Source organism: Actinomadura rifamycini DSM 43936, from assembly GCF_000425065.1.
GTDB classification, from domain to species: Bacteria; Actinomycetota; Actinomycetes; order Streptosporangiales; family Streptosporangiaceae; genus Spirillospora; species Spirillospora rifamycini.
In genome coordinates this window covers 61,957-79,007 of the sequence record NZ_AULB01000027.1, presented here as the reverse complement: position 1 = coordinate 79,007, position 17,051 = coordinate 61,957, and the positions used below count along the sequence as shown (strand labels likewise).

Here is a 17,051-nt window from a genome sequence, read left to right as displayed (position 1 = left end):
GTGACCGGATCGGCCACATCATTGGAACCGTCGGCTGGAAGACGGTGAACCAGGTCCCGGAGTCTAGAGATTACGCCAGGCCCCGGCAACGACGTGACGATCGGTGGTGCCGAGTAGTTCCCAACCCGTTACCCGATGATCACTATTCGGGCCGATCGGCGTCGTCGTCCAGGTCGAACAGGGTCCCGGCCAGCGGCGCCGTCGGCGGCGGGGTCAGCCCGAGGTGCGCCCACGCGGCGCCGGTCGCGACCCGGCCGCGCGGCGTCCGGGCCAGCAGGCCCTGCCTCACCAGGAACGGCTCCGCGACCACCTCGACCGTCTCCGGCTCCTCCCCCACCGCGACGGCCAGCGTCGACAGCCCCACCGGGCCGCCGCCGAACTTGCGCAGCAGGGAACCGAGCACGGCGCGGTCGAGCCGGTCGAGCCCTCGTTCGTCCACCTCGTACAACGACAGCGCCGTCCGCGCCGATTCCCGGGTGACGGTGCCGTCGCCGCGCACCTCGGCGTAGTCGCGGACGCGGCGCAGCAGCCGGTTCGCGATCCGGGGCGTGCCGCGGGCGCGCCCGGCGACCTCCGCGGCGCCCTCATCGCTGATCTCCACGCCCAGCAGGCCCGCCGAGCGCCGGACGATGATCTCCAGTTCGGCGGGCTCGTAGAAGTCCATGTGGGCGGTGAACCCGAACCGGTCGCGCAGGGGCCCCGGCAGCATCCCGGCGCGGGTCGTGGCCCCCACCAGGGTGAACGGGGCGATGTCGAGGGGGATCGCGGTCGCGCCGGGCCCCTTGCCCACCACGACGTCGACGCGGAAGTCCTCCATCGCCATGTAGAGCATCTCCTCGGCGGGCCGCGCCAGCCGGTGGATCTCGTCGATGAACAGGACCTCGCCCTCCGCCAGCGTCGACAGGACGGCCGCCAGGTCGCCGGCCCGCTCGATGGCGGGGCCGGAGGAGATCCGCAGCGGCTGCCCCAGCTCCGCCGCGATGATCATCGCGAGGGTGGTCTTGCCGAGGCCGGGACCGCCGGACAGCAGCACGTGGTCGGGCGTCCGGCCGCGCCCGAGGGCGCCGTGCAGCACCAGCGCGAGCTGCTCGCGGACCCGTTCCTGCCCGACGAAGTCGCCGAGCTTCTTCGGCCGCAGCGCGGCCTCGATGACCTGCTCCTCGGACCCGTCGGCGTCCGCCGAGACGAGCCGCTCGTCCTCGCTCACTTGCTCAGCTTCTTCAGGGCGGACTTCAGCAGGGTCGCGACGGGCGGCGCCTCGGCGCCGTCGAGGTCGGCGGCGACCGCGTCGACGGCGGCGTCGGCGTCCTTGGCCGACCAGCCGAGGTTGACCAGGCCCATCTGCACCTGCTCGCGCCACGGCTCGGCCCGGGCGGGCGCCCGGTCGTCGGCGCCGTCGCCGACCGGGCCGCCGAGGCGGTCCTTCAGCTCGAGCACGATGCGCTGCGCCCCCTTCTTCCCGATGCCGGGGACCTTGGTGAGGGCGGTGAGGTCCTCGGCGGCCACGGCCCGGCGGAGCGCGTTCGGGGTGTGCACGGCCAGCATCGCCAGCGCGAGCCGGGGGCCGACGCCGCTCGCGGTCTGCAGCAGCTCGAACACCGTCCGCTCGTCGTCGTCGGCGAACCCGAAGAGGGTCAGGGAGTCCTCCCGGACGACCAGCGACGTGGGCACCCGGGCGCGGTCGCCGACGCGCAGCCCGGCCAGGGTGGCGGGGGTGCACTGCACCGCGAGCCCGACGCCGTGCACGTCGATCACCGCGCCGTCGGGTCCGGCGGCGGCCACCTCGCCGCTGACGAAGGCGATCACTGGGCGGTCCCTCCTGTTCTGCGGGCGGCGAGCCGTTCGCGTTCGGCCCGGGCCGCCTCCTCGATCCGCGACCGGAACGCGGGCGCGGGCCGCCGCCCCGCCCCGCCGCGCCACACGTGGCAGATGGCGAGGGCGAGCGCGTCGGCCGCGTCGGCGGGCTTCGGTGCCGCGTCGAGCGCGAGCAGCCGCGTCACCATCTTCGTCACCTGCGCCTTGTCGGCGCGGCCGTTGCCGGTGACGGCCGCCTTGGCCTCGCTGGGGGTGTGCAGGGCGACCGGCAGCCCGCGGCGCGCGGCGGCGAGCATCGCGATGCCGGCGGCCTGCGCGGTGCCCATGACGGTCCGCACGTTGTGCTGCGAGAACACCCGCTCCACGGCGACGGCCTCGGGGCGCAGCTCGTCCATGAGGGCCTCGATGCCCCGCTCGACGCCGAGCAGCCGCAGCGCGTGGTCCTCGTCGGGGGCGGTGCGGACGACCGACACGTGCACCAGCCGGAGCGGCCTGCCCGGGGCGCCGTCGACGACGCCGACCCCGCACCGGGTGAGCCCGGGGTCCACCCCCATCACCCGCACGGCCGCCCCTCTCGATCATCTGTTCGGGCCGCCAACGCTACCAATCCGCGCCGACATCGCGCAGCGCCCCGCCCGCGTGTGTCCCCCGGGGCGGGCGCGTCCGCGGGGACGCGCGAACGCCGCCGCGCGGTCGGGTGCGCGGCGGCGTCGGGCGACGGCGATCGTGCTCAGGCGTCGATCGCGGCCATGACCTCGTCGCTGACGTCGAAGTTCGCGTAGACGTCCTGGACGTCGTCGCTGTCCTCGAGGGCGTCGAGCAGGCGGAAGACCTTCTTGGCGTTCTCCTCGTCGAGCGGGACCGTGACGCTCGGCAGGAACTTGCTCTCCGCCGACTCGTAGTCGATCCCGGCCTCCTGGAGGGCGGTGCGGACGGCGACGAGGTCACCGGCCTCGCTGACGACCTCGAAGTTCTCCTCGTCGAGCTCGTTGACCTCCTCGGCGCCGGCGTCGAGGACGGCCATCATGACGTCGTCCTCGCTGGTGCCGTTCTTCGGGACGATCACGACGCCCTTGCGGTTGAACATGTACGACACCGAGCCCGGGTCGGCGAGGGACCCGCCGTTGCGGGTCAGCGCGACGCGGACCTCCGAGGCGGCGCGGTTGCGGTTGTCGGTGAGGCACTCGATGAGCACCGCGACGCCGCCGGGCGCGTAGCCCTCGTAGGTGATGTTCTGCCAGTCGGCACCCCCGGCCTCCTCACCGGCGCCGCGCTTGCGCGCACGCTCGATGTTGTCGTTGGGGACCGAGTTCTTCTTCGCCTTGTAGATGGCGTCGTACAGGGTGGGGTTGGCGTCGGGGTCGCCGCCGCCCGTGCGGGCCGCCACCTCGATGTTCTTGATCAGCTTCGCGAAGAGCTTGCCCCGCTTGGCGTCGAGGGCCGCTTTCTTGTGCTTGGTCGTCGCCCATTTGGAATGGCCGGACATCTCAATCCTCCTCAACCATCGCCCGGCGCACCAGATCGGCGAAGTAGTGGTGCACGCGGAAGTCGCCCGTCAGCTCCGGGTGGAACGCGGTGGCCATCAGCCGGCCCTGGCGGACGGCGACGATCCTACCGGCGTTCGGGCCGCCCTCGGCGCGGCCGAGGATCTCGACGGCGTCGCCGGTGGACTCCACCCAGGGGGCGCGGATGAATACGGCGTGGTACGGCGTGTCGCCCATACCGGCCAGCGGCACGTCGGACTCGAACGAGTCGACCTGCCGGCCGAAGGCGTTGCGCCGCACGGTCATGTCGATCCCGCCGATGGTCTCCTGGCCGGCCGCGCCGTCGCGGATGCGGTCGGCCAGCATGATCATGCCGGCGCAGGAGCCGTAGGCGGGCATGCCCGCCTCGATCCGCTTGCGGAGCGGCTCCAGCAGGTCGAACGCGCGGGCCAGCCGCCAGATGGCGGTGGACTCGCCGCCGGGCAGGACCAGCCCGTCGACCCGCTCCAGCTCCGCGGCGCGGCGCACGTTCACGGTTCGGGCCCCGGCCTGTTCGAGGGCGCGGGCGTGCTCGCGCACGTCGCCCTGCAGGGCCAGGACGCCGATGGTCGGTACGGCAGTCACAAATGAACCTTCCGGGGGATGCGGACGGACCAACCCTAGACGTTCCGTCGTCTGGACGCTTTGTCCAACGCCCCGGTCACGCGCGCGTCTTCCCTGCGCGGGCCCCGCGGATCACCGCGCGTCGCCGGTCCCGGCGCGGTCGCGGGCGGCGAGCTTGAAGCGGCGCAGCGGCAGTTCGAGGGGCAGGAAGCCGTCCGTCCCGCGGTCGGCGATGCCGCGGCCGAACATGTGGGCGGCGGCGAGCGCGAGGCCGAACTCCTCGGGGTCGAACGGCAGCGGGACGTCCGGGGCGCCGGCGTCGAGGGCGCGCCAGAACGGGCGCTCGGCGGGGAGCCGGGCGCCCTGGTCGACGATGACGCCGTCCTCGGCGGTGAGGAAGACGTCCCGGCGCAGTTCGGCGTCCTCGTACCAGCGGAACCAGCAGCCCCGGACGACGCTGTGCAGCACGAGCACGCCGCAGCGGGCGCCGGGCAGCGCGGCGGCGGTGGCGTCGGCGACGCGGCGGGCGTCGTCGTCGAGGCGGAACAGCCGGCGGTCGCACACCAGCAGCGCCCGCCCGTCGCGGGCGGCGCCGAAGGCCCCGACGAACAGCTCGTCCTCGTAGGGCCAGAGGGCGAAGTCGAGGACGGTGTCGCCGGTCTCGGTGAGGGCGCCCGCCGGGTGCAGGCCGCGGGCGATGCGCGCGGCGGCGTCCGGATCGGGCTCCAGGCCGGGGCGGAAGACGTCGGCGGGTTCCCCGGCGCTCGCACAGGCCAGCGCGACCGACCAAGCCATGCTCTCCCCTCCCGCGGCCGGGCACCGCCCGCGGGATCGCGCCGTGCGCCCGGTCCCGCACCGGCCGCGCCGCAAGCGTAACCCCGGAATGACGCGCTGTGGAGGGGCCGGAGGCGATCGCCGTGCGGCGACCGCCTCCGGGGGCGTCAGCGGATCACCAGCCGCGGCCGGCGAACTTCTGGTCCTCGCCGAGGGACGCGACGTTGATGCCGACCATCGCGTCGCCGAGGCCGCGGGAGACCTTGGCGATGACCTCGGGGTCGTCGTGGAAGGTGGTGGCCTTCACGATCGCCTCGGCGCGCTGCGCGGGGTTGCCGGACTTGAAGATCCCGGAACCGACGAAGACGCCCTCGGCGCCGAGCTGCATCATCATGGCCGCGTCGGCGGGGGTGGCGATGCCGCCGGCGGTGAACAGCACGACGGGCAGCTTCCCGGCCTGCGCGACCTCCTTGACCAGCTCGTAGGGCGCCTGCAGCTCCTTGGCCGCCACGTACAGCTCGTCCTCGGGCAGGTTCTGCAGCTTGCGGATCTGCTGCCGGATCTGGCGCATGTGGGTGGTGGCGTTGGAGACGTCGCCGGTGCCCGCCTCGCCCTTGGAGCGGATCATCGCGGCGCCCTCGGTGATGCGGCGCAGCGCCTCGCCGAGGTTGGTCGCGCCGCACACGAACGGGATGGTGAACGCGAACTTGTCGATGTGGTTCTCGTAGTCGGCCGGGGTGAGCACCTCGGACTCGTCGATGTAGTCGACGCCGAGCGCCTGCAGCACCTGCGCCTCGACGAAGTGGCCGATGCGGGCCTTGGCCATGACCGGGATCGACACGGCGCTGATGATCCCGTCGATCATGTCCGGGTCGCTCATCCGGGAGATGCCGCCCTCGGCGCGGATGTCGGCGGGGACCCGCTCGAGGGCCATCACGGCGACGGCGCCGGCGTCTTCGGCGATCTTCGCCTGCTCGGGCGTGACGACGTCCATGATCACGCCGCCCTTGAGCATCTCCGCCATGCCGCGCTTGACCCGGGCGGTCCCGGTCTCCGGCGCGGTGTTCTGGGAAGCGGGACTGGAAGTGGACACAGGCACATCCTCACGTGAGCGGGCGACTAGTCGCTTTCCATAATATTGCCTGCTTGTGTCGTCTCTGGACCCGGCAGACCGTCAACGCGAGGTACGTCCGGTTTACAGGTCGTCGGATCCGGAGCCCGAAACACGTTCCCGGCGCCCCGGCGAGCAGTGTGGCGGGGGCGTCCTCAGGGGATGACGGGGCCGCCCTCGCTGACCAGCACGACCCAGACCTGGCCGGGCGCGAACGTCATCGGCTTCCCGTCCGCGGTGGTGAAGGTCGTCCCCTGCCCTTCCGACGGCCGCGACCAGCGGGCGTCGTACCCCTTGCCGTCGCGCAGGACGAGCGCGCGGCCGGTCCCGGTCGTCCGGATCAGGGGGGTGTAGTGGCCGAGGGAGTCGTGGAACTTCGAGCGCGTCGTCTTCGCGTACTGGACGACGACCGTGGCGCCGCCGAGCCTGCCGCCCTCGGCGGCGACGTCGGGACGGCCGCCGAAGCTCGCGAGCCAGCGCTTCTCCTCGGCCGACCACGTGAAGCCCATGGTCGCCGACGGCCACTTCGCGGTGAACGACGCGGTCGGCTCGCCGCCGGCCGGGGCCGGTCCGAAGCGGAAGCCGATGTCGCGCGGACCGGTCGCCTCGGGCGCGAGCTCCAGCAGGTCGCGGGGGTCGGCGTACAGGTTGTAGGGGATCGGCTTCGGGCCGGCCCGGAAGTAGGCGGACCCGCCGTTCTCCTGGGAGACGTCGTAGGAGGGCGCCTGCCGGATGTCCTTCTTCATCTTGCTCTGGACGCCGGAGAAGGCGAAAGCGGGCCGCCCGTACTGCGCCAGGATGGACAGGTCGGAGATCCGGGCGCTGCGGACGGGCCCGACGCGCTCGGGCAGCTTCGACGAGTACACCGCCATCAGCCGGGTCTCGCCGCCCTCGACCTGCCCGACGTAGACGATGTCGGCGTCCCGGACGCCGGACTGCGGCAGCGCCCGCTCGGTGTTCGCGATCTTCACGGCGAGGACCGGGCCGCGCGGGCTCTCGGCGCCGCCGTCGAACGGGTGGTACGGCAGGCCGGGGGTCGCGGACGTCCCGGCGCCGTCCCGTCCGCCGGGCGCGCTCGGCGGTTCGGCCCGCCGGCCCCCGTCCCCGCCGGAGCAGGCGGTGAGCGCGGCGGCCAGGACGAGCGCCCCGGTCCCCGCGGCCGCCCGGCCGGCGGCGGTGCCGCCTCGGGACATGCGCACGCTGATCCCTCCTTCGCGAGAGCTGCGCCAGAGGGTAGCGAAGCGCGCGCCGTGCCCCGTCCGTGCGTCCGTCCGTGCGGGTCGGGTCAGATGCCGGGCGGGTCGTCGTCGATTTCGAAGAACCCGGGCAGCGGGGCCCGCCCCGCCAGCCGCAGCGCCCGGATCAGCAGCTTGCGGCGGGCGATGCGGGCCTGCGAGACGGCGTCGTTGTAGAAGCGGCGGGCGTAGGCGACCTTCGCGGCGGAGGAGGAGAGCTCCTCCAGCACCGCCTTGCCGTCCCCGTCGCCGCGGCCGGTGAGGGCGTCGACGAAGCCGGGCTGGTCGACGACGGCGCGCAGCGCCCGCGACAGGTCGCTCTCGGCGAACTCGCGGTGCTCGGCGTCGGCGGTGCGGGCCTCGTGCGCCGCGGTGGCGAGGACCAGGCTGGTCGCGGGGTCCAGCAGCCGGGACGCCGCGAGCTCGAGCGCGGCGGCCGCCCGCCGGACGAGCGCGGCGTCGAGCGCGGCGCGGGCCGTCTCGACGCGGACGTGCAGCCGGTCGAGGCGGGTCGCCCGCCACGACACGTACACGGCGAGCAGGAACGCGACGGCGATCCAGAACAGGACGTCGATGATCCAGTCGGGCATCCGGTGCTCCCCTACGCCACGGGGCCGGACTCGACGACGCCGGCGTGGCCGAGGGAGACGGTCTCGTACACCCTCAGCACGTCGCGGGCGACGGCCGACCAGTCGTAGTCGCGGACGGCGGCGCGGGCCTCGGCGGACAGCTGCTTGCGGCGGGCCGGGTCGTCGAGCAGGTCGGCGGCCGCCGCCGCGAGGGCCTCGTGGTCGCCGGTGCGGAACAGCGCCCCGGCGCGGCCGCCGCGCAGCACCCGGTCGAACGCCTCGATGTCGCTGGCGAGGATGGGGGCGCCCGCCGCCATCGCCTCGGCGAGGACGATCCCGAAGCTCTCCCCGCCGAGGTTCGGCGCGACGAAGACGTCCACCGAGTGGTAGGCGCGGACCTTGTCCTCCTCGCTGACCATGCCGAGCAGGACGACCCGGTCGCGCAGTTCCGGGGAGACGCGGGACAGGACGTCGTCGGCGTCGCCGGGCCCGGCGATCAGCAGCCGCAGGCGCGGCCGGGCGCGGCCGAGGACGTCGAAGGCGCGCAGCAGCACCTGGAGGCCCTTGCGGGGCTCGTCCATGCGGCCGAGGAAGCCGATCGCCTCCTCGCCGGAGCCGTCCCCGGAGCCGTCGGCGCGGCCGGGCCAGCCGGGCAGCGGGTCGGCCATCGCGTACCGCTCGGTGGCGACCCCGTTGGGGATGAGGACGGCGTCGCCGCCGAGGTGCTCGACGAGCGTGGTGCGGGCCGCCTCCGACACCGCGATCCGTCCGGTGATCTTCTCCAGCGCGCTCTGCAGGATGGGGGCGGTGACCGACACCACGCGGGACTTCTCGTAGGACGCGTGGAACGTGCCGACGATCGGGCCGTCCGCCGCCCAGCAGGCCAGCAGCCCGAGCGACGGCGCGGCGGGTTCGTGCACGTGCAGGACGTCGAAGCCGCCCTCGTGGATCCACCGCCGGACGCGTCCGGACGACAGGAACCCGAACGCGAGCCGCGCGACCGAGCCGTTGTAGGGGACCGGGACGGCGCGCCCCGCCGGGACCGCGTACGGGGGGAGGTCGGCGTCGTCGTCCGCCGGGGTGATCACCGAGACGGTGTGGCCGAGGTCGATCAGCGCCTCGGCGAGGTCGGCGATGTGCCGCTGGACGCCGCCCGGGACGTTCCATGTGTAGGGGCAGACGATGCCGACCCTCATCGGGGTGCCTCCGCCGGGCTCCCCGGCAGGTCGTCCAGCCACACCTTCTGCAGCATGTGCCAGTCTTCGGGGTGGGCGGCGATGCCCTCCTCGAAGACGCCCGCGAGCTCCTGGGTCATGGCGCGGATCTTCTCCTGTCTTGCGCCCTCGGCGGGCACGGGGATCTCCTCGTGCACGCGCGCCGCCCAGTACTCCCCTTCGTACCACAGCGTGACGGGGATCAGCGCGGCGCCGGTCTGGATCGCGAGGGCGGCGGACACGGCGGGCATGCGGGCGGTCGCGCCGAAGAACTCGACGTCCACGCCGCTGTCGGTGAGGTCGCGGTCGACGACGAGGCAGACCGGCCGCCCCTCGCGCAGCCGCCGCGCCATCCGCCCGTAGGCGGAGGCGCCCTTGTGCGCGAGGACCTCCATGCCGAGCCCCTCCCGGAACTCGACGAACCGGTCGAACAGCGACTCGGGCTTCAGCCGTTCCGCGACGGTCGTGAAGGGGTGTCCCTGGTGGACGAGCCAGGCGCCGGCGTGCTCGTAGTTGCCCATGTGCGGGAGGGCGAGGATGACGCCCCGTCCCGCCTCGAGGTTCGCGAAGATCTTCTTCTCGCCGGTGACGCGCATCTTCCCGACGATCCGCTCCCGGTCGTACTCGGGGAGCCGGAACACCTCCAGCCAGTAGCGGAGGTAGGACCGCATGACCTTCTTGCTGAGGACGCGGACCTCGTCGTCGACGGCGTCCTTGCCGAGGACGCGGCACAGGTTCCTCTCGAGCTGCCGCACCCCGGCGCCGTACCGGTGCCAGGTGCGGTCGGCGATGGCGGTGAACGCCAGCCGGGCCGCCCGCTCGGGCGTCTTGCGGACGACCGTCCAGCCGAACGCGTAGGCGGCGTCCGCCGCCTCGTCGCGGTACGGGACCTTCATCGTCGCCGCTCCGCGCCGGCGTTCGCGGCGGCCCGCGCCCCGGGGCCGGGGGCGCCGCCGCGCCCGGCGCCGCCGTCCGGCCGCCCGGCGGCGGTCGCGCCGCCCGCGGCGCCCGGGGCGGGCGCGGCGGGCGCGCCGCCCGGCGGGACGGGCGCGGGGTCGGCCTTCGCCTGGGCGTAGACGGTCGCGAACCGCTGCCCGACCGTGACGGTGCTGAGCGCCGCGAGCGCCCACAGCGCGACGGCCAGGATGTAGGGGACGCCGAGGCCGGCGAAGCCGGCGGCGACGAGCGCGACGATGAGCCGCTCGGCGCGCTCGGCGATGCCGACGTTGCAGGTGTAGCCGAGCCCCTCGGCGCGGGCCTTGGCGTAGGAGACGACGACCCCGGACACCAGGCAGTAGAGCGCGGCGCCCGCGAGGACCTCCTGCCCGTCCCGGTACAGGCCGATCATCAGGCCGGAGAAGATCGCGGCGTCGGCGACCCGGTCCATCGTGGAGTCCAGGAACGCGCCGAAGCGGGAGATCTTCCCGGTGACGCGGGCGACCGCGCCGTCGAGCATGTCGAACAGCACGAAGGCGGTGATCACCATCGTGCCCCAGAAGAACTCGCCGCGCGGGAACAGCACGAGGGCGCCGGCGGCCACGCCGGCGGTGCCGATGATCGTGATGGCGTTGGGCGAGACCCCCGTCCGCGCGACCGCCTGCCCGATGGGCGTCAGGACTCGCCCGAGCGCGGGCCTCAGTTTGTTGAGCATCGCCGTCCGTTCTCGTGTGTCTGGTGAAGGCCCCCCGCGGGCTCCCGCAGCGCGCCCATCGTAGTGCGCCCCGGCGCGCTCCGTGTTCGTCCCGCTCCCGCCGGGACGTGCGTCCCGCACGGCCCTCGGGGCGGGCCCCGGGCGACCGGTCCCCTCCGGTTCGTCGCGGTTCGCTCGCGACGGTTTCGCGTTGTTTGCCGTCCACCTCTTGTGATCCCGCGAATACCGGGAAAAGGTGTTGGCACGGGTGTGACGTCGGTCACGCCGAGGACGAGGCCGCCGCCGCACTCGGACGTCGGGGGCCGGGCCGCCGGGCCGGGCCCCACCGTACGCGGGCCTGCGCGCGAGATCCGCGCGGAGACCGTCCGAGGAGGTAGCCATGGCGGACAAGGGAGGCCACACCGGAGGCGCCGGCAGGGCACCGGAGGCCGGCGGGTGCGACAAGGTGCGCAACGTCGCGCTGGTCGGCCATTCCGGAGCGGGCAAGACGACGCTCGTCGAGGCGCTGCTCGCGGCCACCGGCACGATCCAGCGGCCCGGCCGGGTGGAGGACGGCACCACCGTCAGCGACTTCGACGAGGCCGAACTGCGGCGGCGGCGCTCGGTGAACCTCGCGCTCGCCCCGCTCGAGCACGCGGGCATCAAGATCAACCTGATCGACACGCCGGGATACGCCGACTTCGTCGGGGACCTGCGGGCCGGGCTGCGCGCCGCGGACGCCGCGCTGTTCGTGATCTCGGCGGTGGACGGCATCGACGGGCTCACCCGGATGCTGTGGGACGAGTGCGCGGCCGTGGGGATGCCCCGCGCGGTCGTCATCACCAAGATCGACCAGCAGCGCGGCGACTACGACGACACCGTCCTGGCCTGCCAGGACGCCTTCGGCGAGGGCGTCGCCCCGGTCTACTTCCCCACCGACGGGGACGGCGGCCCGACGGGCCTGATCGGGCTGCTGACGCAGCGCTGCCTGGACTACTCCACCGGGCGGCGCACCGAGTGCGAGCCCGACCCGCGCTACCTGGAGCAGATCGCCGAGCAGCGGGCCTCGCTGATCGAGGGGATCATCCAGGAGAGCGAGGACGAGACCCTCATGGACCGGTACGTGTCCGGTGAGGAGATCGACGTCAAAGCGCTGATCGAGGACCTGGAGACCGCGGTGGCGCGCGGCAGCTTCTACCCGGTGCTGGCGACGTCGGTGCCGCACGGCGACCACCCCGGCCCGGTGATCGGCATGCAGGAGCTGCTGGAGGTCGTCACCCAGGCGTTCCCGTCGCCGCTGGAGCACGGCATCCCGACGGTGACGCCGGTCGCGGGCGGTCCGCCGCGCGCGGTCGCCTGCGATCCGGAGGGGCCGCTGGTCGCCGAGGTCGTGAAGACGACGTCCGACCCGTACGTGGGCCGCGTCTCGCTCGTCCGGGTGTTCTCCGGGACGCTGCGGCCCGACACCCTCGTGCACGTGTCCGGGCACGGCCTCGAGGACCGCGGGCACGAGGACCACGACGTCGACGAGCGCGTCGGCGCCCTCACCTCGCCGCTCGGCAAGACCCAGCGGACGGTGTCGTCGTGCATCGCCGGGGACATCTGCGCGGTCGCCAAGCTGAGCCGCGCGGAGACCGGCGACACGCTCTCCGACCCCGGCTCCCCCGTGGTCATGGCGCCGTGGTCGATGCCCGACCCGCTGCTGCCGGTCGCCGTCCGGGCGCACTCCAAGGCCGACGAGGACAAGCTCAGCCAGGCGCTCGGCCGGCTCGTCGCCGAGGACCCGACGCTGCGGCTGGAGAACAACTCCGAGACCCGCCAGCTCGTCCTGTGGTGCATGGGCGAGGCGCACGCCGAGGTGCTGATCGAGCGGCTGCACACCCGCTACGGCGTCGAGGTCGACCGGGCGGACCTGCGGGTGCCGCTGCGGGAGACGTTCGGCGGCTCCGCCGAGGGCCTCGGCCGGCACGTGAAGCAGAGCGGCGGGCACGGCCAGTACGGCATCTGCCGCATCGAGGTGGAGCCGCTGCCGTCCGGCGAGGGCTTCGAGTTCGTCGACCGGATCGTCGGCGGGGTGATCCCGCGCCAGTTCATCCCCTCGGTCGAGAAGGGCGTGCGGCACCAGATGGAGCGCGGCGTGTCCGCCGGGTACCCGATGGTCGACATCAAGGTCACCCTGCACGACGGCAAGGCGCACTCGGTCGACTCGTCCGACATGGCCTTCCAGGCGGCGGGCGCCCAGGCGCTCAAGGACGCCGCCGCGTCGGTGCCGATCCTGCTGCTCGAGCCGGTCGACGAGGTCGACGTGCTGATCGCCGACGAGCACGTCGGGACGGTCATGTCGGACCTGACCGCGCGGCGCGGCCGCGTCCTCGGCTCCCGCGCGATCCCCGGCGGCCGCACCGCGATCAAGGCGGAGGTGCCGCAGCTCGAGATCGTCCGGTACGCGATCGACCTGCGCTCGATGTCGCACGGCACCGGCACGTTCAGCCGCGCGTTCCTGCGCTACGAGCCGCTCCCGTCCCACCTGACCGAGAAGGTCGCCGCCGCGTCGCACGAGACCGGCTGACCCGGACGCCCGGCGGGGGCGCGGCGGCCGGGACCGGCCGCCCGCCGCCCGCCGCCCGCCGCCCGCCGCGGCGCGGGACGCCCGGCCCGCGCCCGTCAGTCCGCGCCCGTCAAGTCCGCGCCCGTCAGTCCGCGCCCGGCCAGCAGTCGGCGATCATCCGGCGGGTGTCGCGCAGCAGCTGCGGCAGCACGTTGGTGTGCCCGACCACCGGCATGAAGTTCGTGTCGCCGCCCCAGCGCGGGACGACGTGCTGGTGCAGGTGCGCGGCGATGCCCGCGCCCGCGACCAGCCCGAGGTTCATCCCGACGTTGAAGCCCTGCGCGCCGCTCGCCTTGCGCAGCGCCGCCAGCGCGAGCCGGGTGAACTCGGCCAGCTCGACGTACTCCGCCTGCTCCAGCTCCCCGTAGTCGGCGACGTGTCGGTACGGGACGACCATGAGGTGCCCGGAGTTGTACGGGTACAGGTTGAGCACCGTGTACACGGTCTCGCCCCGGGACACGACGAGCCCCTCCTCGTCGGTCATCTTCGGGATCTCGCAGAAGGGGCAGCCGCCCTCCGAGCCCGTCCCCTTGATGTAGGCCATGCGGTGCGGAGTCCAGAGCCGCTGGAAGTTGTCGGGCATGCCCGCCCCGCCCCGCTCCTCCTCGAGGCGGGGGCTGCGCCGGTCACCGGGGTCCGCCCCGGACGGCTCTTCGCGCCCGTGCCGCTCCACGCGCTCCACGGGCTCCTCCGGCTCTGCGGTCAAGGCGGCGGTCTCCTTTTGTTCACGGCCTGACCAGCAGCATAGAGAGACGCCCCCGCGGGGCCGCAGCCGGGTTCGGGCGGGAGGCCCGGACGCGCCGGTGATCGCGGGGCTCCGTGACGCCGTGCGGGGCTTCCGCCACGATGATGATCCGCCGTCCCGTCCGCCGCCCGTGCCGGCCGCCCGCGTCGGGCACGATGGTGGTCCGACCCGTCCCGTGGGAGCGATCATGAGCGAGCCCGACGAGCGTCCCGCCGAGCCCGGCCGCCCGGCCCCGCGCCCGGACACCGGCCCGATGCGCTTCTTCTCCGGCCCGCCGGGGCCGCCGGGCACCCCGCTGTCCGCGCCGCCGCCCGCCTCCCCCGAGCTCGCGGGCGACCGGGCGTCCGCCGCCCCGCCGCCCGTCCCGTCCCCGCGCCCGCACGGCGACGCGCGTCCGGCGGCGGAGCAGGGCGGGACGGGCGTGGACGGGCGCATCGCGATCGAGGACGCGGTGGTCGCGCGGATCGCCGAGCTGGCCGCGCTGGACGTGCGCGGCGTCGTCGCGCTGGCCGCTCCGCACGGGGACGGCGAGGGCGGGGTGCGCGCGCGGGTGCGCGACGGCGCGGTGGCGCTCGACCTCGGCATCGTCGTCGCGTACGGCAGCGTGGTCAGGGACGTGGCGGGCGCCGTGCAGGAGAACGCGGCGCGGATGGCGGGACTGATGCTGGGGATGCGCGTCACGGCCGTCAACGTCTCGGTCGAGGACGTCCGCAGGCCGCCCGCCTGAGCGGGCGGTCGGGCCGCCCCGGTCAGGTCGCCGCGCGGGCGTAGCACGTCTGCATCGCCACGCCCACCGACACTGTGGTGATCTTGACGCGTTCGAGCCGCTGCGGGGAGACCCCGGCGAAGCGGAACGTGTGCGGGCTGCCGCCCCGGATCGTCGTCTGCTGCGACTGCGGGTCGGCGCCCTGCATCTGCAGTTCGGCCCGGACGGCGCCGCTGGACGCCACCGCGACCACGACGTCGACGCCGGTGCCGGTCGCGCGGTAGACGGCCGTCCCCTGCGGGCACCAGGACGCGCCGGTGCCGCCGCCCGCGTCGGGCATGGGCGGCCCGCCGTTCCCGGCCGTCCCGCCGGACGGGCCGGTCCCGCCGCCCGGCGTTCCGCCGGTGGTCGGCGCGGTCGCCCCGGGCGTCGCGATCGTCGCGGGCGGCGCGGTGTGCCGGGTGGGCGCGTTGGACGGCGGCACCGCGCCGGTCGCGGGCCCCCGGGCGCCCGCGGGGTCGGCGCCGCCGTCGTCCTCCAGCAGGGGGACGAGCAGCACCGCGACGGCCGCCGCGACGAGCAGGACCGCGCCGCCGTATCCGGCGACGCGTCCCCAGATCGACCGGCCGCTTCGCACCGGCCTCCCGGTCTTCATCCGCGTTAAGCCCTCTCTCCGCTCCCGCACGACGAGCGTGAAGGCTACCAATTCGGGCGGCCGCTCACGGCCCGTCCGGCGGCGGCGCCAGCAGGCGCCGGGTCAGCTCGGCCATTCCCCTCGCGACCTCGCCGGGCGCGTGCAGCGGCGCGACCGCGTGGCTGACCGTGAGCCGCATCAGCGACTCCACCAGCAGGTTCTTCGCCTCGTCCGGGATCGCGGGCCACACCGCGTCGGCGTAGGCGCGGAACGCCCCGACCAGCCGCCGCAGCAGCAGGTCGGTCCCCCGGGTCGCCAGGCCGAGCAGGTCGTCGTCGCGGGTGCGGCCCGCGCCGAGGACGGCGCGCAGCAGCGGTCGGCGGCCCGCCTCCGCGAGGGCGTGCAGGACGGCCGCCTCCACCGCCGCCGGGACGTCGTCCACGTGCCGTTCCATCCGCTCCTGGACGCCGCCGACGAACCCGTCGAGCTCCCGTTCGACGAGCGCCCGCGCCAGTCCCAGCCGGGACCCGAACTCGTTGTAGGCGGTCTGCCTGCTGACGCCGGCCGCGCGGGCGACCGGGGCGATCCGCAGGTCCTCCCAGTCGCCGTCCGCCACGACCGCGCGGGCCGCGTCGAGCAGCCGCTCCCGCGGGAGACCACGTTGACGCATGCGGTGATTCTGTCCAGACCGGGGCACGCGCCGCACCCGCTTGTTGTCACGCGCGGGACAAGATCGGGACGCGCCGCCCGGCGCATCCTCGTGTCGTGAAGATCACACGAACCGCGCACGCGCCCGCCGTCCTCGCCGCCGCCCTGGCGATCACGCTCGCCGCACCCTCGACCACCGCGCACGCCGACACCGGATGGAGCGAACGTCCGGCCCCGTTCGCCCTCGGCACCAGCGGCCTGAACACGATCGCGGCCGCCGCGCCCGATGCGGTCTTGGTCGGCGGATACCAATGGCGCCTCTCCTACACCTCCTACCCTTGCCCCGGGGTGTACTGCGCCACGCACGTCCACCAGAATCCCGTGCTGCAGAGCGGGAACGGCAGCTCGTGGTCATGGATCGGCACGCCCGGAATGCCGGGCTCGGGACAGATCTTGGAGGTGGACGCGGTCTCCGCCACCGATGCGTGGGCCGCGGGGAGGCGGGACCGGCCCGACGGGTCCGGATGCGGAACCGCCTATGTCGCCCACGACGGCGGGAACGGATGGAGCGAGCTGCCGGCGCCGGACGGCCTCGCGTGCCTCGAGGACATCGACGGGGACGCGGCGGGCGCCTGGGTCGCCGGGCGGGCCGACACGGCGCACGGCCGGGTGTCGGTGTACCGGTGGTCCGGGCAGGGGTGGGAGCCGCACGACCCCGGCTCCACCAGGATCGCGGACATCGAGGCGCGCGCCCACGACGACGTGTGGGCCGTGGGCACCGACTCCGAGTACGGCGACGAGGCGTTCGCGGCACACTACGACGGCTCCACGTGGCGGGACATGACGCCTCCGCGGCTCACGGGCGAGGGCTCCGCGCTCGAGGCCGTCCTCGCCCGCGCGGCCGACGACGTGTGGGTCACCGGCCGCGGCCGGGACGGCGGCGGCCCCGCCGAGGCCCGCTCCTACCACTGGAACGGGACCGCCTGGCGGGAGGTGCCGGTGCCGGAGGCGGACCGGTTCTCCCTCGGCGGACCGCTGGTCGAGGACGGAGCGGGCGGCCTGTACACGATCGCCGCGCCGCGGAGCACCGCGGACGAGGTCGGGCTGCTGCGCTACTCCGGCGGGGCCTGGGTCCGGGAACCGGTCGCCGCCGGCCCGGGCGGACGGCTGCTCGATCTCGCGCACGTGCCCGGCACGCGCACGGTGATGGCCGTGGGCGTCCGGGACGGCAAGCCGCTCGTCCTCGCCAAGGACTGACCGGCCGGAACGTCCCGG

Annotated in this window: 17 protein-coding genes and 1 pseudogene; 3 read left to right on the top strand and 15 right to left on the bottom strand. The window is 74.6% G+C overall.

Annotated elements, in window-relative coordinates; genetic code table 11:
* Nucleotides 1-142: 142 nt before the first annotated feature.
* From ruvB to pgsA, 12 genes and pseudogenes are all read right to left on the bottom strand, one after another.
* Nucleotides 143-1,207 carry a Holliday junction branch migration DNA helicase RuvB gene (ruvB, locus tag H505_RS0125030; protein WP_026404170.1) on the bottom strand — a complete coding sequence of 355 codons (1,065 nt, stop codon included), beginning with the start codon at nt 1,205-1,207 and terminating at the stop codon, nt 143-145.
* Nucleotides 1,204-1,806, bottom strand: a complete 603-nt coding sequence (gene ruvA, locus H505_RS0125025) for a Holliday junction branch migration protein RuvA (protein WP_026404169.1) — start codon at nt 1,804-1,806, stop codon at nt 1,204-1,206. Before ruvA ends, ruvB begins: the two co-directional genes overlap by 4 nt.
* Nucleotides 1,803-2,378, bottom strand: coding sequence for a crossover junction endodeoxyribonuclease RuvC (gene ruvC, locus H505_RS0125020; protein ID WP_026404168.1), 576 nt, complete (start codon nt 2,376-2,378; stop codon nt 1,803-1,805). Before ruvC ends, ruvA begins: the two co-directional genes overlap by 4 nt.
* A gap of 167 nt (nt 2,379-2,545) precedes the next feature.
* Nucleotides 2,546-3,301 (bottom strand): YebC/PmpR family DNA-binding transcriptional regulator, encoded by a 756-nt coding sequence (locus tag H505_RS0125015; RefSeq protein ID WP_026404167.1) that lies wholly within the window; start codon nt 3,299-3,301, stop codon nt 2,546-2,548.
* Nucleotide 3,302: 1 nt separating this feature from the next.
* A complete protein-coding gene (gene pdxT, locus H505_RS0125010) occupies nt 3,303-3,923 on the bottom strand; it encodes a pyridoxal 5'-phosphate synthase glutaminase subunit PdxT (protein WP_026404166.1) in 621 nt (206 codons plus the stop codon).
* Between the two features lie 111 nt (nt 3,924-4,034).
* Complete coding sequence (locus H505_RS44215) at nt 4,035-4,697, bottom strand: DUF6928 family protein (RefSeq protein WP_051301127.1); 663 nt, start codon at nt 4,695-4,697, stop codon at nt 4,035-4,037.
* A 154-nt stretch (nt 4,698-4,851) separates the two neighbouring features.
* The gene (pdxS, locus tag H505_RS0125000; RefSeq protein WP_026404165.1) at nt 4,852-5,769 is read right to left on the bottom strand and encodes a pyridoxal 5'-phosphate synthase lyase subunit PdxS; all 918 of its coding nucleotides are present in this window, start codon (nt 5,767-5,769) and stop codon (nt 4,852-4,854) included.
* A gap of 173 nt (nt 5,770-5,942) precedes the next feature.
* Nucleotides 5,943-6,980, bottom strand: a complete 1,038-nt coding sequence (locus tag H505_RS44210; protein WP_034519684.1) for a DUF3048 domain-containing protein — start codon at nt 6,978-6,980, stop codon at nt 5,943-5,945.
* Between the two features lie 92 nt (nt 6,981-7,072).
* The gene (locus tag H505_RS0124990) at nt 7,073-7,612 is read right to left on the bottom strand and encodes a LemA family protein (RefSeq protein ID WP_026404164.1); all 540 of its coding nucleotides are present in this window, start codon (nt 7,610-7,612) and stop codon (nt 7,073-7,075) included.
* A gap of 11 nt (nt 7,613-7,623) precedes the next feature.
* On the bottom strand, nt 7,624-8,787 hold the full coding sequence (locus H505_RS0124985; RefSeq protein ID WP_026404163.1) for a glycosyltransferase family 4 protein: 1,164 nt from the start codon (nt 8,785-8,787) through the stop codon (nt 7,624-7,626).
* Nucleotides 8,784-9,701 carry a phosphatidylinositol mannoside acyltransferase gene (locus H505_RS0124980; protein WP_026404162.1) on the bottom strand — a complete coding sequence of 306 codons (918 nt, stop codon included), beginning with the start codon at nt 9,699-9,701 and terminating at the stop codon, nt 8,784-8,786. Before H505_RS0124980 ends, H505_RS0124985 begins: the two co-directional genes overlap by 4 nt.
* Nucleotides 9,702-9,835: 134 nt before the next feature.
* Nucleotides 9,836-10,456: pseudogene (pgsA, locus tag H505_RS44205) on the bottom strand (phosphatidylinositol phosphate synthase); the annotation flags it as partial.
* 379 nt (nt 10,457-10,835) lie between these two features.
* On the opposite strand from pgsA, the gene H505_RS0124970 reads away from it, so the two are divergent.
* Nucleotides 10,836-13,004, top strand: coding sequence for an elongation factor G-like protein EF-G2 (locus H505_RS0124970; protein WP_026404161.1), 2,169 nt, complete (start codon nt 10,836-10,838; stop codon nt 13,002-13,004).
* A gap of 124 nt (nt 13,005-13,128) precedes the next feature.
* Here H505_RS0124970 and H505_RS44200 read toward each other — a convergent pair whose 3' ends face one another.
* A complete protein-coding gene (locus tag H505_RS44200; protein WP_051301138.1) occupies nt 13,129-13,626 on the bottom strand; it encodes an HIT family protein in 498 nt (165 codons plus the stop codon).
* A 349-nt stretch (nt 13,627-13,975) separates the two neighbouring features.
* Here H505_RS44200 and H505_RS49245 point away from each other — a divergent pair, with 349 nt between their 5' ends.
* Entirely contained in the window at nt 13,976-14,515 is a 540-nt protein-coding gene (locus H505_RS49245) for an Asp23/Gls24 family envelope stress response protein (protein ID WP_051301126.1), read from the top strand.
* Nucleotides 14,516-14,537: 22 nt separating this feature from the next.
* On the opposite strand, the gene H505_RS0124955 is transcribed toward H505_RS49245, so the two are convergent.
* Nucleotides 14,538-15,131 carry a hypothetical protein gene (locus H505_RS0124955; RefSeq protein WP_125619663.1) on the bottom strand — a complete coding sequence of 198 codons (594 nt, stop codon included), beginning with the start codon at nt 15,129-15,131 and terminating at the stop codon, nt 14,538-14,540.
* A gap of 82 nt (nt 15,132-15,213) precedes the next feature.
* Nucleotides 15,214-15,798 carry a TetR/AcrR family transcriptional regulator gene (locus H505_RS0124950; RefSeq protein ID WP_026404159.1) on the bottom strand — a complete coding sequence of 195 codons (585 nt, stop codon included), beginning with the start codon at nt 15,796-15,798 and terminating at the stop codon, nt 15,214-15,216.
* A gap of 95 nt (nt 15,799-15,893) precedes the next feature.
* On the opposite strand from H505_RS0124950, the gene H505_RS0124945 reads away from it, so the two are divergent.
* The gene (locus H505_RS0124945; protein ID WP_026404158.1) at nt 15,894-17,033 is read left to right on the top strand and encodes a hypothetical protein; all 1,140 of its coding nucleotides are present in this window, start codon (nt 15,894-15,896) and stop codon (nt 17,031-17,033) included.
* Nucleotides 17,034-17,051 lie beyond the last annotated feature (18 nt).